Source organism: Aeromonas rivuli (assembly GCF_020149575.1).
Classification (GTDB): Bacteria; Pseudomonadota; Gammaproteobacteria; order Enterobacterales; family Aeromonadaceae; genus Aeromonas; species Aeromonas rivuli.
In genome coordinates this window covers 4,143,492-4,167,500 of sequence record NZ_CP079742.1, presented here as the reverse complement: position 1 = coordinate 4,167,500, position 24,009 = coordinate 4,143,492, and the positions used below count along the sequence as shown (strand labels likewise).

General features: G+C 62.7%; 19 protein-coding genes, 1 tRNA gene and 3 rRNA genes (1 of these 23 cut by a window edge). 10 read left to right on the top strand and 13 right to left on the bottom strand.

The features are described 5' to 3' along the window. The 5 genes from KYK33_RS19210 to KYK33_RS19190 all read left to right on the top strand — a co-directional run. Window positions 1-599: ribosomal RNA gene (locus tag KYK33_RS19210) — 23S ribosomal RNA — on the top strand (it extends 2,291 nt beyond the left edge of the window). Between the two features lie 122 nt (window positions 600-721). Further along, window positions 722-836, top strand: a 5S ribosomal RNA gene (rrf, locus tag KYK33_RS19205). A 105-nt stretch (window positions 837-941) separates the two neighbouring features. Continuing rightward, window positions 942-1,017: transfer RNA gene (locus tag KYK33_RS19200), tRNA-Thr, on the top strand. 26 nt (window positions 1,018-1,043) lie between these two features. Further along, window positions 1,044-1,158, top strand: a 5S ribosomal RNA gene (gene rrf, locus KYK33_RS19195). A 184-nt stretch (window positions 1,159-1,342) separates the two neighbouring features. Further along, window positions 1,343-2,323, top strand: coding sequence for a bile acid:sodium symporter family protein (locus KYK33_RS19190; protein WP_224431539.1), 981 nt, complete (start codon window positions 1,343-1,345; stop codon window positions 2,321-2,323). A 61-nt stretch (window positions 2,324-2,384) separates the two neighbouring features. Here the strand turns inward: KYK33_RS19190 and ovoA are convergent, their stop codons facing one another. Together ovoA and priA are read right to left on the bottom strand one after the other, a co-directional pair. After that, the gene (ovoA, locus tag KYK33_RS19185) at window positions 2,385-4,532 is read right to left on the bottom strand and encodes a 5-histidylcysteine sulfoxide synthase (RefSeq protein ID WP_224431538.1); all 2,148 of its coding nucleotides are present in this window, start codon (window positions 4,530-4,532) and stop codon (window positions 2,385-2,387) included. 208 nt (window positions 4,533-4,740) lie between these two features. Next, window positions 4,741-6,948, bottom strand: a complete 2,208-nt coding sequence (gene priA / locus KYK33_RS19180) for a primosomal protein N' (protein ID WP_224431537.1) — start codon at window positions 6,946-6,948, stop codon at window positions 4,741-4,743. Window positions 6,949-7,095: 147 nt separating this feature from the next. On the opposite strand from priA, the gene rpmE reads away from it, so the two are divergent. From rpmE to KYK33_RS19165, 3 genes are all read left to right on the top strand, one after another. Further along, window positions 7,096-7,311 (top strand): 50S ribosomal protein L31, encoded by a 216-nt coding sequence (gene rpmE / locus KYK33_RS19175; protein ID WP_042042518.1) that lies wholly within the window; start codon window positions 7,096-7,098, stop codon window positions 7,309-7,311. Between the two features lie 148 nt (window positions 7,312-7,459). Beyond that, complete coding sequence (locus KYK33_RS19170) at window positions 7,460-8,893, top strand: DUF2867 domain-containing protein (protein ID WP_224431536.1); 1,434 nt, start codon at window positions 7,460-7,462, stop codon at window positions 8,891-8,893. Window positions 8,894-9,075: 182 nt separating this feature from the next. Then, window positions 9,076-10,320, top strand: coding sequence for a malic enzyme-like NAD(P)-binding protein (locus KYK33_RS19165; RefSeq protein WP_224431535.1), 1,245 nt, complete (start codon window positions 9,076-9,078; stop codon window positions 10,318-10,320). Between the two features lie 83 nt (window positions 10,321-10,403). Here KYK33_RS19165 and KYK33_RS19160 read toward each other — a convergent pair whose 3' ends face one another. From KYK33_RS19160 to trmA, 4 genes are all read right to left on the bottom strand, one after another. Then, window positions 10,404-10,598 (bottom strand): hypothetical protein, encoded by a 195-nt coding sequence (locus KYK33_RS19160; RefSeq protein WP_224431534.1) that lies wholly within the window; start codon window positions 10,596-10,598, stop codon window positions 10,404-10,406. Between the two features lie 54 nt (window positions 10,599-10,652). Continuing rightward, window positions 10,653-11,978, bottom strand: coding sequence for a two-component system sensor histidine kinase RstB (gene rstB / locus KYK33_RS19155; RefSeq protein ID WP_224431533.1), 1,326 nt, complete (start codon window positions 11,976-11,978; stop codon window positions 10,653-10,655). Between the two features lie 108 nt (window positions 11,979-12,086). Further along, entirely contained in the window at window positions 12,087-12,794 is a 708-nt protein-coding gene (rstA, locus tag KYK33_RS19150; protein WP_224433061.1) for a two-component system response regulator RstA, read from the bottom strand. 152 nt (window positions 12,795-12,946) lie between these two features. Beyond that, window positions 12,947-14,053 (bottom strand): tRNA (uridine(54)-C5)-methyltransferase TrmA, encoded by a 1,107-nt coding sequence (trmA, locus tag KYK33_RS19145; RefSeq protein ID WP_224431532.1) that lies wholly within the window; start codon window positions 14,051-14,053, stop codon window positions 12,947-12,949. 316 nt (window positions 14,054-14,369) lie between these two features. On the opposite strand from trmA, the gene KYK33_RS19140 reads away from it, so the two are divergent. Together KYK33_RS19140 and KYK33_RS19135 are read left to right on the top strand one after the other, a co-directional pair. Further along, window positions 14,370-15,530, top strand: coding sequence for a DUF5610 domain-containing protein (locus KYK33_RS19140; protein WP_224433060.1), 1,161 nt, complete (start codon window positions 14,370-14,372; stop codon window positions 15,528-15,530). A 259-nt stretch (window positions 15,531-15,789) separates the two neighbouring features. Beyond that, entirely contained in the window at window positions 15,790-16,419 is a 630-nt protein-coding gene (locus KYK33_RS19135; protein ID WP_224431531.1) for an ATP--cob(I)alamin adenosyltransferase, read from the top strand. An 85-nt stretch (window positions 16,420-16,504) separates the two neighbouring features. On the opposite strand, the gene malZ is transcribed toward KYK33_RS19135, so the two are convergent. The 7 genes from malZ to KYK33_RS19100 form a co-directional block, all read right to left on the bottom strand. Continuing rightward, the gene (gene malZ, locus KYK33_RS19130) at window positions 16,505-18,340 is read right to left on the bottom strand and encodes a maltodextrin glucosidase (protein ID WP_224431530.1); all 1,836 of its coding nucleotides are present in this window, start codon (window positions 18,338-18,340) and stop codon (window positions 16,505-16,507) included. Between the two features lie 4 nt (window positions 18,341-18,344). Beyond that, a complete protein-coding gene (locus KYK33_RS19125) occupies window positions 18,345-19,175 on the bottom strand; it encodes an HDOD domain-containing protein (protein ID WP_042042526.1) in 831 nt (276 codons plus the stop codon). Between the two features lie 239 nt (window positions 19,176-19,414). After that, a complete protein-coding gene (locus KYK33_RS19120) occupies window positions 19,415-19,834 on the bottom strand; it encodes an META domain-containing protein (protein ID WP_224431529.1) in 420 nt (139 codons plus the stop codon). A 227-nt stretch (window positions 19,835-20,061) separates the two neighbouring features. After that, window positions 20,062-21,423, bottom strand: coding sequence for a molecular chaperone (gene yegD / locus KYK33_RS19115; RefSeq protein ID WP_224431528.1), 1,362 nt, complete (start codon window positions 21,421-21,423; stop codon window positions 20,062-20,064). Between the two features lie 217 nt (window positions 21,424-21,640). Then, on the bottom strand, window positions 21,641-22,633 hold the full coding sequence (locus KYK33_RS19110; protein ID WP_224431527.1) for a 2-hydroxyacid dehydrogenase: 993 nt from the start codon (window positions 22,631-22,633) through the stop codon (window positions 21,641-21,643). A gap of 165 nt (window positions 22,634-22,798) precedes the next feature. Next, window positions 22,799-23,479, bottom strand: a complete 681-nt coding sequence (locus KYK33_RS19105; protein WP_224431526.1) for an SDR family oxidoreductase — start codon at window positions 23,477-23,479, stop codon at window positions 22,799-22,801. A 65-nt stretch (window positions 23,480-23,544) separates the two neighbouring features. Further along, window positions 23,545-24,006 (bottom strand): CreA family protein, encoded by a 462-nt coding sequence (locus KYK33_RS19100; protein ID WP_224431525.1) that lies wholly within the window; start codon window positions 24,004-24,006, stop codon window positions 23,545-23,547. Window positions 24,007-24,009 lie beyond the last annotated feature (3 nt).

Sequence of the window (24,009 nt, the reverse complement as noted above, 5' to 3'; positions counted from 1 at the left end):
CGGACATCAGGAGGTTAGTGCAATGGCATAAGCCAGCTTAACTGCGAGACGGACAGGTCGAGCAGGTACGAAAGTAGGTCATAGTGATCCGGTGGTTCTGAATGGAAGGGCCATCGCTCAACGGATAAAAGGTACTCCGGGGATAACAGGCTGATACCGCCCAAGAGTTCATATCGACGGCGGTGTTTGGCACCTCGATGTCGGCTCATCACATCCTGGGGCTGAAGTCGGTCCCAAGGGTATGGCTGTTCGCCATTTAAAGTGGTACGCGAGCTGGGTTCAGAACGTCGTGAGACAGTTCGGTCCCTATCTGCCGTGGGCGTTGGATGATTGAAGGGAGTTGCTCCTAGTACGAGAGGACCGGAGTGAACGAACCTCTGGTGTTCGGGTTGTCACGCCAGTGGCACTGCCCGGTAGCTAAGTTCGGAATCGATAACCGCTGAAAGCATCTAAGCGGGAAGCGAGCCCTGAGATGAGTCATCCCTGACCCCTTGAGGGTCCTAAAGGGCCGTTGGAGACCACAACGTTGATAGGTGGGGTGTGTAAGCGCGGCGACGTGTTGAGCTAACCCATACTAATTACCCGTGAGGCTTAACCATACAACACCCAAGAAGTGTTTCTGGCCTTGTAGCAAGTGCATGAACTACTTACAAATTCAGTGATAGCGACAAGCCACGAGCAACATCGTTATTCACGTCAGCTTTCCGGATGAAGTTTTTTGCCTGGCGGCCATAGCGCCGTGGACCCACCTGATCCCATGCCGAACTCAGAAGTGAAACGCGGTAGCGCCGATGGTAGTGTGGCATTCGCCATGCGAGAGTAGGACACTGCCAGGCTCCTAATTACGGTCACAGCGATGTGATTGGTCGTGTAACAACGTCAGGTTGTTGCGGACAACAGATTGAGATAACGCACACAGTGTGTTCTTTACCGGTTAGTGTGCTGATATGGCTCAGTTGGTAGAGCGCATCCTTGGTAAGGATGAGGTCCCCAGTTCGACTCTGGGTATCAGCACCAGTTTTAAGTTAGTGATACAGCTTTTGCCTGACGGCAATAGCGCCGTGGACCCACCTGATCCCATGCCGAACTCAGAAGTGAAACGCGGTAGCGCCGATGGTAGTGTGGCATTCGCCATGCGAGAGTAGGACACTGTCAGGCACCTATTTAGAAGAGGCCTCCCATGCGGGAGGCCTTTTTGCTTTCTGCGCGTGAACCGCCTCACCTTGTTTCGTCTCTTTCTCATCCCCCTCCATCCGGTTAAGCTGATCCCCCTGTCACCGAGGCTCTGAGCCCCGGTTCTCTGACCTCATTTCGGATGAGGTGACTCTGATGGAGGTTGTCTGTGCGTCTGGATCCCTTTACCTGTCTGCTCATCCTGGTGGTGAGTCTGGCCTCTTTCTTCCCCTGTGAAGGTCAGCTTGCCCTCTGGTTTGCCACCCTCACCAAGCTGGCGGTGGCGTTGTTGTTCTTCATGCATGGCGCCAAGTTGTCACGGCAGAACCTCATCGCCGGGCTGGGTCACTGGCGGTTGCATCTGGTGGTGATGGCCAGTACCTTCCTGCTGTTTCCGCTACTGGGGCTGTTGCTCACCCCCCTGGTTCCCCAGTGGCTGAGCCCGGCCATCTACCTCGGTTTTCTTTATCTCTGTGCGCTGCCTGCAACGGTGCAATCGGCGATTGCCTTCACCTCGATGGCGGGAGGCAATGTCTCTGCTGCTGTGTGCAGTGCCTCGGCGTCCAGCATACTTGGCATCTTCCTCTCCCCAATTTTGGTGGGCCTGATGATCGATGTGCAAGGCGTGGAGGTGGATACCTGGCACTCCATCCAGTCCATCATGATGCAGTTGATGTTGCCGTTCGTGGTGGGTCATCTCTCTCGACCACTGATTGCTTCTTGGATCGACTCCCACCGACCACTTATCGGCAAGCTGGATCAAAGTTCCATCCTCCTGGTGGTCTATACGGCCTTCAGCGAGGCTGTGGTGCAGGGTATCTGGCATCAGGTAGGTTGGTATGACTTGGGCAGCATAGTGCTGCTGAGCTGCCTCTTGCTGGCCCTGATACTGGCCTGGAACGTCTGGATCAGTCGTCGGCTTGGTTTTTGCCGAGCTGATGAGATCACCATTGTGTTTTGCGGTTCCAAAAAGAGTCTGGCAAACGGCGTGCCCATGGCCAATGTGCTGTTCCCAGCCGCCAGTGTCGGAGTCATGGTGTTGCCATTGATGATCTTCCACCAGATCCAGCTGATGGTGTGCGCCGTGCTGGCGCGTCGCTACCGAGAGGATAGTGGTGCTCATGCCGCACTGGCCGATGGCCGCGAGTGAATAGAAAGCAAGCCCCGCTCGAGCGGGGCTTTTTGTTATCCGGATGTGAGCTAAGGGGGGATCAGCGCTTGCGCCAGATGGTGAGCTGGGCAAGGGTGTGCTGATGTTTGCGGGCAGTCTCGCGAATGACGAAGGGAATATCGCGTGGTTCGCATAGCTCTTCAAACTCCGCGGCCAGCAAGCGTTGCAGTGCTTGATGGGTGCTGAGTGCTTCACCATTCTCACGCACACCACCTAGCCAGTTGGCCTTGGGGGTGTACTCCTCGAGCCAGGTGTAAGGGCTGGTGAGCATCAGCAGACCGCCGGAACGCAATCTGGGTGAGATGTCGCGCAGGAAGCGGGCAGGCTCACGCAGCCGATCGATAAGGTTGGAGGCGAGCACCAGATCGTAGTGATCGTATTTTGGTTTGAGGTTGCAGGCATCCCCCTGGCTGAAATGGATGCGCGCGGCCTGGGCGGGGCCGAGATCATGTTCGGTGAGACGCGCCTCGCAATATTGCACCAGATCTCCCTCCTGGAGCAGGGCGTAACGAAAGCTGTCCTGCTTGGCAAGGGAGAGGGCGACATCGATGAAGCGGGCCGAGTAATCCACTCCATCCACATGTTGGAAGTGGCGGGCCAGCTCGAAGCTGGCGCGGCCGGTGGCGCAGCCTATGTCGAGCGCCCTCTGGCGGTTGCTGCACAGTTCGCTGGCGATATCGGCCAGGGTCTTGGCGTAGTTGGCCACGCCAAAATGGCTGGGACCGTACTGGAAATCCAGATATTGGGCCACTAGGGCATCGGTTTCGTAAGGGTTCACTATGACGGGTTCCTGATAGCGGGAGACCAGATAGCGGAAACCCGCATGCTGGAAGAAGTGGCGACGAAAGGCATAGCGAGCCGATTTGAGCGCCTCGTTGCCGGTGGAGATCCAGCTTCCCCCCTTGATCAGCGTGTGCTTGCCGTCGAAGGTGGGGGTGGAGAAATCATCGTAGAGAGGGTGAACCTGGAACCCCTCGAAGCCGTCGATGGCGGTGCCTGTCCACTGCCAGACGTTGCCGACCAGATCGCAGAACTCACCCTGGGGGAACATATCGACCGGACAGGGGGAGGCGAAACCGGCCAGATTGATATTGCCAGGGGCCCGATGCCAATCGGGTTGATCCCCAGCCAGTTGCTCCCGTAGCCGTGCCCACTGCGCCTCGCTCGGCAGCTGGATGGGCAGCCCGGTCTTGGCCGATTTCCAGCGACAGAAGGCGGCAGCCTCCAGCTGGTTGACCTCTACCGGCCAGTCCCAGGGCATGGCAACCACTTCGGTCATCAGCCGCAGTTGCAGCTGTTCGGGGCTTGCCAGTTCGCCGAGCCAGAAGCTGGGCATCTGGGTCCCTGCGTATTGGCGCCAGCCCCAACCCTCCTGATCCCACCAGGTTTGCGTCTGATAACCGCCATCCTGCACGAAGGAAAGGTATTCACCATTGCTCACCAGCAGGCGGCTGGCCTGGAAGGCCTCGATGTCGAGGCTGCGAGTGCCATATTCGTTGTCCCAGCCATAGGTATCATCGCGCTTGCCTAGCGTTATCTGGCCCCCGGTTATCGGTAACAAGCTGTTGTCTGGCACCTCGCTCAGGCGGTGGCGCGCTCGTTGGCAAGCGGGCCAATAGGGCTGGCTGCGCACCCAGTCCAGTGGCAGCTGGCGGATCAATACGCTCGAGGTTTCGAGGTGGATGCGCTCATGCTCTATGCCCATGAGGATCACCCAGGCCGGGCTCTGCCAGTCGATGGGCAGAGTGATGGGCATCTGATTGATGAAGTCGATGACCCGGGCGCGCACCTTGCCGCGATAGCTGCGCAGCGCCTCCACCCTGGGCCAGTCATAGTGAGTCTCGTCAAGATCGTCCCAGCTCATTTCGTCGACGCCGATGGCGACCATGGCCTCTATGTCGGCGTCGATACGCCTCTCGATGAGGCGGGCGGCCAGCAGCTTGTTGATGAAGAAGGCGGCCGTGTGGCCGTAATAGAAGATCAGCGGATGGCGCAGGGAGATGGCCTTGCTGAACCAGGCTCGGGGGTCGGCCAGGCAATCGAACAGGCTGTCATAGAGATCGAAGGTCTGACAAAAATAAGTGAGAATTTCACGGCGTTTGACCTCCGGATCCTGACCGGTCAGCAACAGGGTGCGGGTCGGCTCGGGCAGCTCCGTGGTGGTCACGCTAAGAGTGGCTGGGATCACGCTCTGACTCCTTGTCTGGATTCTGGTTATCGAAAGAGAGCTATATACGCATCAGATGTCAGTTATGGGTCAATAGACCCGACTAACGGCGAAAAACGTGCATTTGGCCCTTGAGCATAGCCAATGACGAGGCGGGCTTGCTGCTTGGCAATATGGGATTGGGGCTGGTCCCAGCGGCCCTTAACCCCTTGGGCCCGCTTAACTTAGCTCAATTGAGTTCGGTGGGATCTATGTCCAGGCTCCAGCGCACCTTCTTGGTTTCGGTCCAGCCATCCAGCTCCTTCACCGCCCAATCCAGCAGCTGGGCCAGGGGGGCCCGGTTCGGCCCCTGCACCAGCAGCTGCATCCGGAACTTGCCCGCCTTGCGCTCCATGAAGCCGCTGATGGGGCCCAGCACCTGCACATGGGGATAGCGGGCACTGCGCAGGGTATCGGCGAGGCGAGCAAGGAACAGCTGCACCTCGTCGCGGCCGGTGGCCTCGGCCCGGAACAGTCCCTGATAGCTGAACGGCGGCAACCCCAGCAGGCGGCGCTCTTTGAGCGCGGTATCGGCGAAGTGGCCGTAACCGTTTTGGGTCAAGTCCTGTAGCAGGGCGTGCTCTGGGTGGTGGCTCTGCAGCACCACCAGCCCGGGCTTGCTGGCGCGACCGGCCCGGCCCGCGACCTGGGTGTAGAGCTGGGCCAGCTTCTCGGCGGCGCGAAAATCGGCGCTGAACAGGGCGCCATCCACATCCAGCAGCCCCACTAGCGTCACGTCCGGGAAGTGGTGGCCCTTGGCCAGCATCTGGGTACCGATCAGGATCTTGTACTTGCCCGCCTTGATGTCGCCGAGATGGGTCTCCAGCTCGCCTTTGCGGCGGGTGTTGTCCCTGTCGATGCGCACCACGGGGTATTGAGGGAAAACGGTGGTGAGCAACTGCTCAAGCTGTTCTGTGCCGACCCCTGAACCGATCAGCTCGTTGCTGCCACACTCCGGGCAGCTATGAGGCAGCGGGCGCACGCTGTCGCAGTGGTGGCAGTGCAGCCGCCGTCCGGCCTGATGCCAGGTGTACCAGGCATCGCAACGCTCGCAGGCGGCGCTCCAGCCGCACTGGTGGCAGATCAGCGACGGGGCATAGCCGCGGCGGTTGAGAAACAGCATCACCTGGTTGCCCGCCACCAGATGTGACCCCATCAGCTGCTCCAGCTGGGGGGAGAGCCCGGCCTGCAACCGCACGCTCTTGATGTCGAGGATCACCTGGCGGGCGGTCTGGGCGTTGCCAGCGCGCCGGGTCAGGCTGAGGTGGTGGTATTTGCCGGTGCGGGCATTGTGCAGCGTCTCGAGCGACGGCGTGGCCGAGCCGAGCAGTATGGGAATGCCGGCGCGATGGGCCCGCATCACCGCCAGATCCCGGGCGTGGTAGCGAAAACCGTCCTGCTGCTTGAAGGAGCCGTCGTGCTCCTCGTCGATGATGATGATGCCGAGGTTCTTGAACGGGGTGAACACCGCGGAGCGGGTGCCGATCAAGATGGCGGCGCCACCGTCGCGGCAGGCGAGCCAGGCGTCGAGCCGCTCCCTGTCGTTCATGGCGGAGTTCATCGCCACCACCGGCACCTGGAAGCGGCGCCGGAAGCGATTGATGGTCTGGGGGGTGAGGCCGATTTCGGGCACCATCACCAGCGCCTGCCTGCCCGCCTTGAGCAGGGGCTCGAGGATGCTCAGGTAAACTTCGGTCTTGCCGGAGCCGGTGATGCCATCGAGCAGGAAGGCGCCGAACTGATCGCTCTGACTGGTGATGGCCGAGACCGCCAGCGCCTGCTCGCCGTTGAGGCGCAGCCCCTCCCCCGCCTCGAAGCGACTCGCCCAGTCCCCCTCATGGCTCGGCTCCAGGCTGCGTCTCTCCAGCAAGCCCTTCTTCTCCAGGGCGGTGAGCGCCGCACTCTGGATCTCTTCGAGTTTGAGGGCGGAAGGGGTCTGGGGACCCTTGCGCAACAGGGCCAGGGCTTGCTGCTGCTTAGGCGCGCGCTTGAGCTCGTTGAGATCGACTGCCATCCCGGCTTCGGTGGCAAACCAGAACTCCAGCTCGCGGTAGGCGGCGGGCTCCCCCTTGCGCACCAGCACCGGCAAGGCGTGGGGCAGCACCTCTCCCAGGGGATGCTGGTAGTAGTTGGCACTCCAGGCCATCAGCGCCAGTATGTCCGGGCCCAGCACCGGCTCGCTGTCCAGCACCCGTTTTATCGGTTTGAGCTTGGCGCGGGGCACCTGACTCTCGGTCGGGTGATCCACCACCAGGCCGACCAGGGTCTGGGGGCCGAAGGGGATCTCGACCCGGCAACCGGGCGCAGGCAGGGGCAGGGGGGAGAGATAGTCGAAATGACGGCGAAGAGGAACCGGCACTGCGACACGAACCAGATCAAGCGTTTGCGATGAATCCACCAAGGGTTGCCTATTTTTTCTGCGAAGCCACTTGCCTGCTATCAGGCATTTCCTATATTATTCGCAGCCTTTGAAACTGTGTTCAACAATCGTGTGGTGTCCGACAAGAGATCGGATGGCGACACGGCCTGATAATTGAGGTTGTCCATGAAAGCTAATATCCATCCTGAGTACGTCGCCATCACCTGCAAATGTTCTTGCGGTAACGTCATCAACACCTTCTCTACTCTGGGCAAAGATCTGAGCCTGGACGTATGTTCCGCCTGCCACCCGTTCTATACCGGCAAGCAGAAAGAAGTTTCTAGCGGCGGCCGCGTAGACAAGTTCAACAAGCGTTTCGGTGGTCTGACTGCCAAGAAGTAATCTTACTTCTGAAGAATCCTGAAAAGGGCGCCCATCGGGCGCCTTTTTTGTTGCCCGGCGTTCTGTATTGGCCCGGATTGCCCTATGGTGAGGGGCGGATCATGGCAAGGGCCATGACGGGGCGGGTTGAGATCTAAGGAGCGTCGGGATGAGAAGTTGTCTGGTGATGGGGGCGGCCGGTTATATCGGATCTCATTTAGTGCCCTATTTGCAGGAGGCGGGGCACAGGGTGATCGCCGGGGCCCGTCGCTCCTGTCGCCTGCCTGCCGGGGTTGAGTTCCGCCTGGCCGATGTGCTCAAGCCCGATAGCCTGCCTGAGGCCCTGGCCGGGGTGGATACCGTCTTCTATCTGGTGCATGCCATGGGGGCCGGTGCCAACTTCCATCGCCTCGAACAGCAGGGGGTGAAGAATTTTGCCGCCGCCGCCCATGCCGCCGGGGTGCGCCGCATCATCTATCTGGGCGCCATCCAGCCCGAACAGTGCAACAGTCGCCACCTCAACTCCCGCCGCCACTGCGGCGAGCTGTTTCGTGCCTCCGGGGTGCCGACGGTGGAGCTGCGTTCCGGCATCATCATAGGGCCCGGTTCGGCGGCGTTCGAGGTGATGCGGGATCTGGTGTTCAACCTGCCGCTCATGGTCACGCCGAAGTGGGTGCGATCCCGCACCCCGCCCATCGCCCTCTCCAACCTGCTCCACTACCTCGGCGGTCTGGTGGAGGCAGAGGGGGTCGATGGCGAGGTGCTCAACGCCGTGGGCCCGGAGCTGCTCAGCTACCAGCAGCAGTTGCAGCGCTTCGCCGCCCATATCGGCAAACGCTGCCCCATCATTCCCATTCCCTTGCTGACCCCGCGGCTCTCCGCCTGGTGGCTGCAGTTTGCCACCTCGGTGCCCCAACCGGTGGCCAAGGCCCTGGTCGGTGGCCTCAAGCACGACATCCCGGCCGATGATGGCCCCCTGCGAGCCCTGCTGCCCCAGACCCTGCTCAGCTTCGACGAGGCGCTGACCGAGAGTCTGGCGCTGGAACAGAGGCTGGGTGCCGAGCAACAAGGGGAGGAGACACCCCTGGGACTGCGCTGGCGCCATCCCGAGTACGGCTTCTATGACAGGGTGGCCAGCGGCACTGCCCTCTCTCTGGCACCTCCTGAGGCACTCTGGCAGGTGCTGCAAGGGCTGGGTGGGGAGCAGCGTTACTTCTACATGAATAGCCTCTGGGCCATTCGGGAGTGGATGGATGCGGCCATCGGCGGCCCGGCCCTGACCCGTGGGCGCACCAACCCGGACCGTTTCGTGAAGGGAGACATGCTCGACTCCTGGCAGATCATCGGCGTGGAAGAGGGGCGCAGGCTGGCGTTGCTGTTCAACATGAAAGCGCCCGGGGTGGGGCGGCTCGAATTTTGTATCACCCCCGAACCCTCCGGCTTGACCCGGCTGACGGTCGCGGCTCACTGGCACCCTCAGGGGGCATGGGGGCTGGCTTACTGGCTCGCCATGCTGCCCTTCCATCTGTTTATTTTCCAGGGGATGACGGAGGCGCTGGCGCGCCAGGCAGAAGAGTTGGTCGGTATTCCCGTGATGGACTGAAACCACATCTACGACTAAATGGGTAGTTATGGCCAGCATGGATTGCTGTTGAGTATGGGCTTAACAGCAATTTGGCGATATTTTCTGCTGGGAAACCCCCGCTCTTTTCTTTATGATCCCAGCCCCTCGCCCAGGGCGAGTCACGCTTTCTCCCTTAATTCATCCATTGCCTCGGGGTTCCCATGTCCGATCTGCGTCAGCAAGCGCTCGATTATCACGCTCAACCAGTTCCCGGCAAGATTGCCATCGCCCTCACCAAACCGGCCGAGACGGCGCGGGATCTGGCGCTGGCCTACAGCCCTGGCGTGGCCGAGCCGGTGCGCGAGATAGCCGCGAATCCGGATGATGCCTATCGTTACACCGGCAAGGGCAACCTGGTTGCCGTCATCTCCAACGGCACCGCCATCCTGGGGTTGGGCAATCTGGGGCCGCTGGCTTCCAAGCCGGTGATGGAGGGCAAGGCCTTGCTGTTCAAGCGCTTCGCCGGCATCGACGCCATCGACATCGAGGTCAAGCACGAGACCAGCGCGCAGTTCATCGACACTGTGGCGGCCATCGCCGACACCTTCGGTGGCATCAATCTGGAAGACATCAAGGCTCCCGAGTGCTTCGAGATAGAGCAAGCGCTGATCGCCCGTTGCGACATTCCTGTGTTTCACGATGACCAGCATGGCACCGCCATCGTCACCGCTGCCGGCCTGCTCAACGCCCTGGACATTCAGGGCAAGAGCCTGCCTGAGAGCCGCATCGTCTGCATGGGTGCGGGCGCGGCAGCCACCGCCTGCATGGACTTGCTGATCACCTGCGGCGCCCAGCCACAGAACATCTTCATGCTCGACCGCCAGGGGGTGATCCACGCAGGTCGCACCGATCTCAACCAGTACAAGCAGCGCTTCGCCAACGACACGCCGCTGCGCACCCTGATGGAGGCGATCGAGGGGGCAGATGTGTTCGTCGGCGTCTCCGGCCCGGATGTGCTGCCGGCCGAGGCGGTTGCCCTGATGGCACCGCGCCCGGTGATCTTCGCCTGCTCCAACCCGGATCCCGAGATCAAGCCCGCCCTGGCCCACGGGGTGCGCGATGACCTCATCATGGGCACGGGCCGTTCCGACTATCCGAACCAGATCAACAATGTGCTCTGTTTCCCCTTCATCTTCCGCGGTGCCCTGGACGTGCGTGCCAGCCGCATCAACGATGCCATGAAGGTGGCTGCGGTAGAGGCGCTCCGCGCCCTGGCCAAGGAGCCGGTACCGGCCGAGGTGCTGACCGCCGCCGGGGTGAGTGCGCTCAGCTTTGGCAAGGATTACGTCATTCCCAAGCCGATGGATGCCCGCCTGCTGCCCAAGGTGGCCCGTGCCGTGGCCCTGGCCGCGGTAGCCTCCGGGGTCGCCCGCATTGCGCTGCCGGTCGACTACATGCTGGATTGAGCCCAGATTGTCAGGTTGGAAATAACAGAAGGGGCCCCGTGATGGGGCCCCTTCTCGCTTAAGGTGACGCCGAACCGTGGCGATCAGGCCTTGGGTGCCGCCGCAGCGGGTTTGACCTTGGCAGGGGCGACGGCGGTGTGAGCCGCCTTGTGATGCTTTTTCACCACCTTGGTCTGGGTCGCGTGAGGGGCGGCGGCCTTGGTCGGGGTGGCAGCCATGGTGAAGCCGGAGGTCAGGGCGAAGAGAGCAGCCAGGCTCAGGGGGATCAGCTTTTTCATATTCCAGTTCCTCGTTCGGGTTGATGACATGGAGCGTTTCTCCATGACGTCATCCTAAGGCTGTTGCCGATCCGCTTCAGTGAGTGGCTGGTGACGGTTTGTATCCAAATGTACCGGCAGCCTGAGGCAGAAGCGGGCCCCCGTCTCGGCGGGCAGCAACTGCACCTCGCCGCCATGGTGGCGGGCGATGCTGCGCACTATGGCGAGCCCTAAGCCCGCGCCGCCGGTGCGCCTGTCCCGGCTGCGATCCAGCCGCACGAACGGCTCGAAGATCTGGGGCGCCAGGGCAGAGTCTATGCCGGGGCCGTCGTCGCTCACCTCCAGCAGATAGTGATCCTGCTGCCGTTCCATGCCCAGGGTCACCCGGCTGGTGGCGTGGCGCAGGGCGTTGCCGATGAGGTTCTCCAGCGCTCTGTCCAACAGGCGGATGTCGCCGCGCCAGGGCAGGGGATGGGCGGGAAGCTGGAGGGTGAGTCGTCTGTCCGGCCGCAGTGCCTGCCAGTCAACGAGGCGGCTCTGTGCCCAGTCGCCCAGCTCGACCTCGCTGCATTGCAGGGGCAGCTCGGGCCTATCGAGCCGCGCATAGGTGAGCATCTCCTCGATGAGGGCATCCAGCGCGCCGAGGTCGCGCTCCAGCCCCTGCTGCTCTGCGTCATCCGGTTGTGGATCCAGCATGGCGAGCCGGTAACGGAGCCTGACCAGCGGGGTGCGCAGCTCATGGGCGATGGCATCGGTCAGTTGTTTGCGACTGGCCAGCATGGCTTGCAGCTGTTCGGCCATGTTATCGAAGGTCCGACCGACCTGGCCCAGGCTGCTGCCGGGGGCCAAGCCGGTGCGGCTGGAGAGATCCCCGGCGCCCACCCGGCGTGCGCTCTCTTCCAGACGTTGCAGGCCGCGCCAGTGGGGACGCAGCCAGAGCAGGATCGGCAGGCCGAGGGAGAGGCCGATGAGCAGCAACAGGCCGATGTCGACCCAGTGCAGTTCGTGCAGGTAGGAGAGGTAGGGCACCGGGCCGACGATCAGAGCCTGGTCGGTACCGGGGATGCGTTGCAAGAAGGTGTCATCCTCCTCGACGATGACAATGTTGCCTGCTGCCAGGAAGGCTTGATCCTCGTTGGCGAGCGGCTGCCTGGTGAGGGCGCCTGTCTGCAACGGCAGGGCGAGCTGACGGCTCTGCTCCGTCATGCGGGCGGGCCAGTGCTCTGGAGGCAAGCGAGCCAGTTCACCGGTGAGCAGACCGAGGCTGCCTTGCATCATCCGCTCCAGATAGCGGTCACCGGCCCGCTCGGCACTGACCTGGTAGACCAGGCCGATCAGCAGGATGGCCAGGGTGAAACAGCCGATCAGCAGCAGGTAGAACTGGATAAACAGGCGGCGCATGGGGGCTCTCCTCTTGCCTGGATTGCGTCTGGGCGCCCCCCTCATCCCCAACCCTTCTCCCGCAAGGGGAGAAGGGAGCAGAGAGCATCAAGGTCATTCGGTAACTGCTTATTCCCAGGCCTGGGGGACTAGCAGATAGCCCTTCTGGCGTACCGTCTTGATCCGGGTCGGATTGTGAGGGTCATCCCCCAGCTTGCGACGCAGGCGCGAGATGGCGACATCCATGCTGCGGTCCTGGCCGTCATAGTCGCGACTGCGCAGGTTGCGAAACAGCGCCTCCCGCCCCAGGATTTGGCCCGCATGGCAGGCCAGCTCCCACAAGAGATCGAAGTCGCTGGTGGAGAGCGGGATGCTGTTGCCATCGAGGCGCACGTCCCGCCCCGGGCCGTCGATGCGCAGGCGACCGAATTGCAGGCGCTGGGGCGGCGTGATGAGGGCGGCCGATTGCGGCACCTGCCCCTGCTGGCGGAACTGGACTCGCAGCCGGGCCAGCAGCACGGGGGGCGGCGTGGTCTTGAGGATGTAGTCGTTGGCCCCGAGCTCCAGACTGAGGATCTGGTTCATGTCGCTGTCCAGCGAAGTGAGCATGACGATGGGGCCAGGGAAGCGTGGCCGCAGATCCCGGCACAGGGAGAGACCATCCAACCCTGGCAGCATGATGTCGAGCAGCACCAGATCCGGCCGCTCGGCCAGGGCTCTGGCCAGCGCCAGATCCCCCCGGGTTTCCAGCAGGACGTCGATATCGTGGCGGCCGAGCCAGCTGCTGATGAGCTGGCCTATCTCGGGATCATCTTCAACAAACAGAACACGTGGCATGGTGGCGTGGCCCCCGGCGATGGCGCGAATGCGCTTGTCGCCAGCATAACGGCTGCGCCAGCGCTCTGCACCGGGATAACTAATCAAAACAGGGCCCGCGGGCCCTGTTGTCATTCTGCCTGTCGAGGGGGATCGATGTGTCCCCTGTGGCATCAGCCCGCCTTGCGACGCAGGTAGATGCCCGCTTCCATATGATGGGTCCAGGGGAACTGATCAAACAGGGCGAGGCGGGCCACCTCGTGGGTCTCTCCCAGGGCCTGCATATTGTCGATCAGGGTATCCGGATTGCACGAGATGTAGAGGATGTTGTCGTACTCCTGCACCAGCTTGACCGTGGTCTCATCCAGCCCGGCGCGGGGGGGATCGACGAAGATGGTATTGCACTGGTAGGCGGCGAGATCTATGCCCTCCAGGCGATTGAACGTCCGTTCGCCACGCATCGCCATGGTGAACTCCTCGGCGGACATGCGCAGTATGATCAGGTTCTCCACGCCGTTGGCGGCGATGTTGAACTGGGCAGAGGCCACGCTCGGTTTGGCGATCTCGGTGGCCAGCACCTTGCGGAAATTCTGGGCCAGGGCGATGGAGAAGTTGCCGTTGCCGCAATAGAGCTCCAGCAAGTCCCCCTCGCTGCCCCGGGTCACGTCCTGGGCCCAGCCCAGCATCAGCTGGTTAATCTCGGCGTTGGGCTGGGTGAAGCTGTTCTCCACCTGCTGGTAGATGAGCTCCCGGCCCTGCACCTTCAGGGTCTCGACCACGAACTCTTCCCCCAGGCAGATCTTCTGCTTGTGGGCCCGACCTATGATGCGCACGTCAAAACCCTGCTCCTGCAAGCTGGCACGCAGCACCTCGGCGGCAACCTGCCACTGGTCGTCGAGGCGACGATGATAGAGCAGGCTGATGCAGAGCTGGCCGGAGAGGGTGGAGAGGTAGTCTATCTGGAACAGCTTGAAGCGCAGCGCCTTGACCGGGCGCAGGCCCTCGAGCAGGGGCTGCATCACCTGGTTGATCAGGGCGCTGGCGGCCGGGAACTGATCGACCCGGATGCGCTCGCGACTCTCCTGATCGAACATCACATGGTAGAGGTCATCCTCTTCATGCCAGAGGCGAAACTCGGCTCGCATCCGATAGTGCTCGGCCGGGGAGGCGTAGACCTCGAGGGCAGGAGGATTGAAGCCGGCAAACAGGGCCTGCAGGCGCTGGGCCTTGGCCGCTAACTGGGCCTGATAAGCAGCCGGGGTTCGCTCGGATTGGGTCATGACATACCTCGAGATGCGGCCGATGGGGCCGGGCAGAAAGCGGTGGGCGGCACAGGGCCACCCAAAGGGGCATGATTTTAAAAGTCAGCCGCAGATTGTCCAGTTTTTTATGGTCAATAAGTAGCCGGTCAGTTTATTCCGCAGGATGAAGATGGGGAGCGCTGCGGGGAGTGCGACCTTATGGTCGCTAAATCCCCCCTCTTTGCCTGCTCGATGGCAGGAGGGATCCGCAGAGGAGGGCGAGATCATTTTTGTGGTCAAGAAGCGCTCATCCTGGCCGATAAGCTGCTAACGGGGATTGTATGAGGAAGTCATGATGCAGATGGATGGCATGGGGGCGGGTCAGCCCAGACGGATGAGTGGCGAGGTGCGCACCGATGAGGCGCGCCATGGCAAGGCCGGGGAGACACCGGGCAAGGCGTTGGTCAATGCTCCTGCGAGCGACGCCAGCAACAGGCTCAGTGATGACGAGGTGATCCTGAACCGGGCACCGCGCTGGGCGCAGGGACTGGTGCAGCAGGCGTTGCAGTTCCATCTTCAGGTCAACGGCAAGGGCTATCAGGCACCCAGGGTCGAGCCAGCCGCCGAGATCACCCCGGAGACCCTGTTCGACTTCCAGGCGGTGGCCGACAACGTGCTGCACTTCGTGACCGGCCGACTCGGCGCGGCGCGGGCCGATGGCAAGTCCGACGAGGCCCTTGCGGACATGATGGCCCAGGCCCGCAAGGGGGTGAACATGGGCTTTGCCGATGCTCGCCAGCAGCTGGGTGACAAGGCGACCGACAACGAAGATATCAAGACCGGCATCGATCAGAGCTACAAGCTGATCCAGGACGGGCTGGATCAGTTCGAGCAAGCGTTCTTCGGGGAAGTGTCAAATGTCGATCTGAAGGCGGCCGAGATGGCCGATCGCCAGCAGGGCACCCTGGAGATAGAGACCCGGGATGGGGACAGGGTGATGCTGCGCTTCAACGACAGCTGGCAGCTCAAGTCCCAGGAGCAGGGCAATGCCAGCCAGTTCAGCCTCAAGTTGAGTCAGAACTTCAGCTTCTCCCTCGAAGGGGATCTGGGGGATGCCGAGCTCGCTGCCATCGGCGATCTGGTCAAGGGACTCGACTCCCTGGCGGACCATTTCTTCAACGGCAAGCTGGGTCAGAGTCTGGATCCGGCCCAGCTGCCCGGGCTGGATGACGGCCAGCTGGTGGCCTACTCCCTGCGTCTCAAGCAGTCGAGCCGCCTCAGCCAGAGTTATCAGGGCAGCAGTGCCCTGCAGCAGAGTCTGGCTCCCCTGGCGGACTATCTGCCCAGGCTGGCGGGCTGGCAGCAACAGGCCGATGCCCTGTTGCCGGAGAGTCAGCAGCAGGCGCTGACGCCGACCGTGCTGGCTGCGCGCGGGGACGATGCCAGCCAGGAGGCCAGCTTCATCGACACCAACCAGCGTCTGCTCAACGCCTATCGACTATTGGGCACCGCCTGAGGCTTTGATGAGGGCGTCAGGGGGGCAGCTTCATGGCCGCTAATCAGCGTCTGCTCAGCGCCTATTGACTCTTAGGCACCGCCTGAGGCTTTGGTGAGGGAGTCTGGGGGGCCAGCTTCATGGCCGCTAATCAGCGTCTGCTCAACGCCTATCGGCTACTAGGAACCGCCTGAGGTTTTGATGAGAGAGCAGGGCGCGCCGGTTTGCCTGGGGCGCGCCGGGCTGGCACACTGCGACTTTTCCCGTGAGTGAGAATGCCATGGACCAGCAGTCAGAATCCAACCCGGCCCAGGATGAGCCGGGTGCGGCCCCTTCAGAGCGGCAACCTGTGCAGCAATCCGCGCGCCAACGCAGCCACAAGCGCCCGAAAGACATCCGCGAGCTCTGCTACCCCTTCATCTACGAGACCCAGTTCCAGTGCGACTACGAGATAGCGACCGATGAACTCTGCTGTCAGGTCGGGGGGGTCATGGCCATGCTGCCCGGGGAGCGCAACGAGGGAGAGGCCGCCGTGTTTGCGGATCTCGACCAGTTGCAGCGGCTTATCTACAACCTCAACGGCTCGGTACGCGGTCGGCTCGGCATCTTCGAGGAGGACATGGCCTGGCTCAAGGCGCGTTACGATTTCTACAACGAGGCCAGCCGTGGCCGGGTGACCGGCTTCGTGCTGCCCCGCGGCCCCCAGCCGATCCCGGCCCTGCATCTGTGCCGCTGTGCCAGCAAGAAGGTGGTGCGCCTGCTGGTGCGCCTCGAAGAGAGCGGTGTCTCGTACGATCCCATCTTGCCGCGCTTCGCCAACCTGCTCGCCAACTTCTTCTTCGTGCTGACCGTCTTCCTCAAGCAGGAGTGGCAGGTCCCCGAGGTGAGCTACGTCAGCATCAACTACTGAGCCCCGTGTCACCCCACAAAAAAACCGGAGCCCAGGCTCCGGTTTTTTTTATGGTCCATGTCCGGGCCTGGCCCCGTCGAACTGACTAGCTGGAGAGCAGCACCCGGGCAGAATTGGCCGGTATGGTCAGGTGCAGCTGGCCCTGTATCACCTCGAACTTGTCGCCGTTGAAGGCGTCGGTGAAGCGGCTGGCGGGGCTGGCTGTCTGCCACAGGGGCAGGCGGATGGTACGCGGCTCGCTCGGGTGGCGGTTGCAGGCCACCACCACCTGATCGCTCTGCAGGGTGCGGGCGAACACATAGCTGTGGGCGCCCGCATACAGGGTCTGGATGTCGCCCCGACGCAGGGAGGGACGCTGACGGCGGATCTGGGCCAGGCGGCGGTAGTGCTCATGCAGCACATGATCCCAGGTCGTGCTGTCCCAGGGGAAGCAGCGGCGGCAGTCGGGGTCATTGCCGCCGGAGAGGCCCACTTCGTCGCCGTAGTAGATGCAGGGGGTGCCAATGTAGGTGAGCAATAAGGTGGCGGCCAGCATCATCCGTGCTCTGTCTTCACCGAGCAGGTAGAGGAAGCGGGCGGTGTCATGGCTGTCCAGCAGGTTGAACTGGGCGAGCTGGTTCTTGAAGGGGACATGGGCCCGGGCCAGTTTGAGCCAGGTGTCCAGCTCGGCGGCGCTGATCTTGATGGGGTGATAGGCGATATCCTGCCCGGCCAGGAAGGCGCGGATCGGGTGGGCGAAGCCGTAGTAGTTCATGGCGCCGTCCTCCTGATCCCCCTGCAGCCACTGGCTCGCCTCGAAGAAGTGCTCGCCAAGCACATAGGCGTCGGGATTCTCCTGCTTGAGGGTATGGCGGATGGCGCGGACATGGCCTGGATTGCCCTCGGCGGTGCCGCGCTCCCCCAGCATGTGAATGACGTCGAAGCGCCAGCCATCTATCTGGTAGGGCGGCCGCATCCAATGGCGCAAGATGGCGTCTTCGGCGCGATAGACGGCGTCCTGCACCTGCTCGCTGGCAAAATCCAGCTTGGGCAGGCTGCGGATCCCCTTCCAGCTCACATAGTCCCCCTCCTGATCGAAGGTATAGAACTTGCGAAACGCCGAGTCCGGATTACCCATGGCCCCCTGGGGCGGGCAGAACCAGGGGTGCTGGGTCGAGGTGTGGTTGACCACGGCGTCCAGGATGATGCGCATGCCGCGCTGGCGCAGATTGCGGGTCAGTTCGGCCAGCCGTTCATTGCTGCCCAGATGGGGGTCGACGCTGTAATAGTCCTGGGTGTCGTACTTGTGGTTGCTCGGCGAGGCGAAAATGGGGTTGAGATAGAGCGCCGTCACCCCGAGGGAGTGCAGGTAGTGCAGCTTGGCGTCTATCCCCGCCAGGTCGCCGCCATAGAACTCGCAGCTGGCGGTGCCTTCACCCTGCTGGCTGACCGGCTCGCCCCAGGCCTTGCTGATCACCGCCTTGCCGCCGTACTCATACTCGTGATGACGCACGCTCAAGGCGGGATCGCCGTTGCAGAACCGGTCGGGGAAGATCTGGTAGAACACCTGATCCTGCACCCAGGTTGGCGGCTGGTGGCGGCTGTTGTAGCGAAAATGCTGCTCGCGGGGCGGCACCGAAGGGCTTGTCCCGGCGCCGTGCAGCCACCACTGGCCCTCGTCGGTCAGGCACTTGAAGCAGTAGAGCTGCAGATCCTGCCCCTGCGTCAGAGGCAGTCTGACCTGCCATATTTTCAACCTGTCCCGGCTCGCAACCTGAGCCATGGGCAGCAGATACTCCTCGTTATCCGGCTCGTGGCGCAGCCAGACCTCGCGAATGGGGGCGGTTTGCTCGCAGAACAGGGTCAGCAGCAGGGAATCGGGCCCTTCCTGAAACCAGGGGGCCGCCTGAGGGTGAAACAGAAACGGGATATCTTGGGTCATAGGCTCACTGGGTCAGGAGTTCGGCGAGGGCGTTGCCCTGCTCATGGAGCGTCTCAAGCTGCGCAGCCAACTGGCTGATATCCAGCCCCAGGGGCTTGGCCAGCGGGGTCGGGAAGCGGGCTATGATGGTCTGGGCCGGGACGCCGGCATGCCAGGCGAAGGAGACGAATACCGCCAGCCGGATCAGCAATGCATCGCGGCTGACCGGTTGATGGGCAAGGGGGTCGAGTTGCTGGTCGATGGCGACCACGAAGGCGGGCGCCAGCTGCCAGCGCCGGGCCAGCTCGGCGCCGAGCTGGGCATAGTCGTAGCCCAGCATCTCGCGCTGGGCATCGACCCGGCTGCTGCCCTGTTGCACCGCCAGATGGATAAGCTCCGCCTCTTCGGGCAGGGCACTCTGGATCAGCAGCTCCCCAATGTTGTGGATGAGGGCGCAGGTGAAGGCGGTTTCGGGATCCATCTCCTTGGCTTGCTGGGCCAGGATGCGGGCTATGGTGGCGACCTGAAAGGTCTCGGTCCAGAAGCGGTGCTTGTCGAAGCTGGGCGGGGCCTTGAAGCTGCCAATGATGCTGGACGCCACGACCAGGGAGCGCAAGCGGTTGAAGCCGAGCCGGATCACGGCCTGCTCGATGGAGGTGACCTCTTTGCCCCGGCACAGGGCGGCGGAGTTGGCGAGGCGAAGTACCTTGACGCTGATCACCTGGTCCATGGCGATCTTGGCGGCTATCTTGTCGATCTGGGCATTTTCATCCCCGAAGCTCTGCATTAGTTCGTGAAGCAGCTGGGGTATGGTGGGCAGTTGTTTAATCTTGTCAAACAGGTGATCCATCGACATGGGGGCCGCCTCCGTTGCGTGCACTGCCCATATTGTGCCACATACTGCGGCCTTGTTCCTGATGCGCTGTCCATTATTGCGCGACAGAGCTGCCGTGGCCGTGCTCCTGTTTGTGGTGGCCTTGGGTCGAGGAGCCCGGGTTTAGTAGACCCAGTCGCGCAACGTGTATTCCAGACGGTGCCGTTTCCCCTGCAGGATCAGCCGCTGGGTGTCGCCTTCCAGCGTGGAGGAGCCCGGGTTTAGTAGACCCAGTCGCGCAACGTGTATTCCAGACGATGTCGTTTTCCCTGCAGGATCAGCCGCTGGGTGTCGCCCTCCAGGGTCGCGCCCTGTTGCAGGGTGTCGAGCACGGCCTGCTCTATGGTGTCGAGGGGGGCCAGGCAGGCCATGCTGGTGCTGCCGAGGTTGGTGACCTTCAGCCGATCGCCCTTGAGGCGACCCTGACCGAAGTAGCGGTTGCAACCGGCGATGCCGTTGACGGTGAAGTGTTCGCCTATCTCGAGATCCGGCCTGTTGCGGGCAGGCACTGTGATGGGTTGGTCATCCAGCTTGTCCAGCACCCAGTGGTGGTGCATGAGATCCTGGCGGCTCAGTTGGGGGGCCGAGCTGCAACCGCCGAGCAGGAGCAGGGCGAGCACCAGCAGCAAAAATCTGTACATGGGAGGGCTCCGCTAATAAGTGCCCTAAGGATAGCGTCAGGGAGAGGGTGGGGGCAGGGGCGCAGGGTGCTCCCCCGACCGCTTCTGTCGCCCCGAGACGACCTGGGAGCCTCCCATGACTGGATGGGTGCCGATAGTGGCCAAGCCAGACGCCACTGCCCGGAAATAGATGCGGCGACCCTGAGGTCGCCGCTTTTTTGCCGCTATGGGCCTGAACTCCAGCTGGGTCAAGAGCCAAACAGCCGCTCGGCGTAACGGGCCAGGCCGGAGGCGACCGAGCCGAAGTCATCGCCGCCATCTACCGGGATAGCGGGCAGCTTAGCGTTGATGTAGGTCTTGATGAGGGGGGAGCGGGCGCTGCCGCCGGTGACGAAGACGCGATCCGGCATGACCCCGGCGGCGGCAATGGCTTCGTCCATCAACTCCCCGATCTTCTCCAGCAGAGGGGCGGCCGCCGCGGCCAGCTGATCCCGGGTCAGTTCGGCGTGCAAATCCCGCTCCAGCTCGGTGAGTGGCTGCTGGCAGTGTGTCTGATCCGAGAGGCTGATCTTGCCCTGCTCGGCGCGCCAGACCAGCTGGTGGCTGAGTTTGTGGGCCCGCAGTCGCGCGAGGCGTCCCAGCTTGCTATCCGGCTGGCTGTCGAGCTGCAGCTCTTGCAGGGAGCGCGCCGTCTCCAGGCTGTAGAAGCGGCTCTGGGCGCTGACGTCATTGATGGCGGCGGCATCCCAGAACAGCGGATGGGGCAGCGGCTTGCCGGTCTTGAGGGTTTCATGCATGCCGAGCAGGGGCATCATGCCCTCGACGGTGAGGCGGATATCGAAGTCGTTGCCGCCGATGCGCTGACCGCTGTGGCCGAGCAGATCGCTGCTGCGATCCAGCCTGTCTCGATAGCCGGGGCCCATGCGCAGCATGGAACAGTCGGTGGTACCACCGCCGATATCCACTACCAGCACCACGGCATCCTCGCTGAGGCGAGCCTCGAACTCGAAGCCGGCGGCCACGGGTTCATAGAGGAATTCCACCTGCTCGAAGCCCGCCAGTCTGGCGGCCTCGCTGAGGATGGCGATGGCCTGGCGGTTGCTCTCTTCCCCTGCCAGTCCCTGGAAGTTGACCGGGCGACCGATCACGGCGCTGCGCACCGGCTGGCCGAGCTGCTGCTCCGCCTCTTGGCGCACGTGCAGCATCATGGCGCAGACGATGTCTTCAAACAGCGCTATCTGTGGAGGTTTGAGGCCGTAGGCACCGAGGAAGGACTTGGGCGACTTGATGTAGTAACCCTCATCCGGGGCTTCCAGATAGCGCTCCAGGGCTGCGCCACCGAAGCTGAGTTCGTCGATCAGCCCCTCGTCCCGCATCTGGCGGCGTACCGACTGGGCACGCTGCACCACAGGGCCGCGCAGCTTGAGGTAGCTTTGTTGCTGCGTCGGAGAGAGCCCTTCGGCGAGCAGACCGGCGATGGCATCCCGGTGCGGAGCGTGCAGGGTAGAGGGCAGGTAGTGGGAGGCGCCGAGGGACAATAGTCTGGGGCTGCCTTGCTCCATCACGGCGACGGCGCAGTTGGATGTGCCGTAATCGAATCCGATAATCATGGGCGGCGGGCTCCTGTCTAAAAAGGGGCCGGACAGCCTAACGAATTGCGCCGACTCTCACAAGTCGGCGCTGGATATTAGAAAGAGTGGTGCTCGCCTGCCAGAGGCGATCCGGGCTCAGGCATCGACCTCGTTGTCGCTGCGTCCATCCTGACGGATAGCCTGGATGTTGCCCAGGGTGGTGTCGGCCCTGAGGGACGTGCCGGGGCGGCTTGCCTCAGGACTCGACCTCGTTGTCGCTGCGGCCCTGGCTCTCGATGGCCTGGATGTTGCCGAGGGTGGTGTCGGCGATGGCGTGCAGGGCTTCGCGGGTCAGGAAGGCCTGGTGGCCGGTAAACAGCACGTTGTGGCAGGCGGAGAGGCGGCGGAACACGTCATCGGTGATCACCTCGTTGGACTTGTCCTCGAAGAAGAGATCTTCCTCCTCCTCGTAGACGTCCAGCCCCAGGGCGCCGATGCGGGAGGTCTTGAGGGCCTCGATGGCGGCGTTGGAGTCGAGCAGGCCGCCCCGGCTGGTGTTGATGATCATCACCCCGTCCTTCATCTTGGCGAAGGCCTCCTTGTTCAGCAGGTGGTAGTTCTCCTTGAACAGCGGGCAGTGCAGGCTGATGACGTCGGACTGGCGCAGCAGGGTATCGACATCCACGTACTCGGCGCCCAGATCGATGGCGGCCTGATTGGGATAGGGATCGCTGACCAGCAGACGCATGCCGAAGCCCTTGAGGATGCGCAGGGTGGCGATGCCGATCTTGCCGGTGCCTATGATGCCGGCGGTGCGGCCGTGCATGTTGAAGCCGACCAGGCCTTCCAGGGAGAAGTTGGCGTCGCGGGTGCGCTGGTAGGCCTTATGGATGCGGCGGTTGAGGGTCATCATCAGGCCGACGGCGTGCTCGGCGACCGCCTCGGGGGAGTAGGCGGGCACCCGCACCACTTTCAGTCCCAGCTCCTTGGCGGCGACCAGATCCACGTTGTTGTAACCGGCGCAGCGCAGGGCGATCACCTGGGTGCCGTTGGCGGCCAGCTCGGTCAGCACCTCCCGGTCGGCGTCATCGTTGACGAACAGGCAGACCACGGGGAAACCATGGGCAAGGCGCGCCGTCTTGGTTTCCAGCCGCACATCGAAGAACTCCAGCTCGAAGCCATACTGGCTGTTGGCCTGGTGGAAGTGTTCCTTGTCGTAACTCTTGGTACTGAACAGGGCGACGCGCATCGTTGAATCTCCAACTTGGGTTATGTGGTTAATTTACAACAAGGAGGCGAGCACGGCACCTGAAACCGCTGCCGACTCACCATGGTGACGAGAGCTTGGGGTTGTCTTGATGAAAACCAACCAGACTGTTGGGGTTGCGCCGCCTCGGAAATCGGCCACGCTGATTTACTCCAGCTCCACCTGTGGGCGGAAGGTCATCTCGTGCATCACCACATCGTCTGGCAGTGAGAGCAGTTGCACCAGGGTGCGTGCCACACTGGCGGGCTGCATGTATTGCGGCCTGGCCTGGGCACGAAAGCTGGTATCTGTGCCCCCCGGGTAGAGGGTGGTGACCTTGATGCCATGGGGCTGGGCCTCCTTCATCATCACCTGACTCAAGCCAGCGAAACCTTGCTTCATGGCGGTGTAGACCCCCATGGTTTCACTGCTGCGCTTGGCGACCGTGCTCACCACGTTGATGAGATAACCCTGGCCGCGGGGCTGCATCGACTTGAGCGCCTCCCGTGCCAGCAGATACGGGGCGCGCAGGTTGATGGCGTATTGCTGGTCAAACTCCTCCAAGGTGGTGTCCACCAGGGGGGCCTTGCGGCTATTCATGCCGGCGTTGTTGATCAGCACGTCTATGGGGCCAAGGGCCTGCTCGGCGCTGGCGTAGAGGGCGAGCAGGGCGACCGGATCGGCGAGATCTGCCGTCTCCCCCAGGCAGCCGGTCTCCTGCTTGAGGCGGGTCAGGGCCTCCTGGTTGCGTCCGGTGGCAAAGACCCGGTAACCCTGCCGGGTCAACTCTTCCACCAGGGCATAGCCTATGCCGCTGGTGGCGCCTGTTACCAATACGGTCTGGTACATCTGCAACTCCACATTCTGTGTAACGATCGGGTTTGGCGCCCGGGGATCACCCGGGCAGCGGCACGCTATCCCCAGGGCATGATGGGCACGGCGCTGACCGCGCTCTTGTAGGAGCCGTCAATCAGCTTGGTGCTGTAGGTGAGATAGACCAGGCTGCCCCGCTTCTTGTCGAAGAAGCGCACCACTTTTTGCTCCTTGAACACCAGCGAGGTGTTGACGTCAAACACCTCCTCCCCCTGTTTCAACTGGTCCGGTACGGCAATGGGGCCGGTCTGATGGCAAGAGAGGGAGGCGTGGGAGGGATCCTCGGCCAGACCCAGTCCGCCCTTGACGCCCCCCGTCTTGGGACGAGCCAGATAGCAGGTGACGCCGGCAATGTCCGGGTCATCGAAGGCCTCGATCACTATCTTGTGGTTGGGTCCGAGCAGCTTGAAGGCGGTGCTCACCTCGCCGACCGTATCGGCCTTGCCATGGGCCAGGGCGGGGAGCAGCAGGACGGCGGTGAGCAGAGTGTTCAGGAAACGCATGGG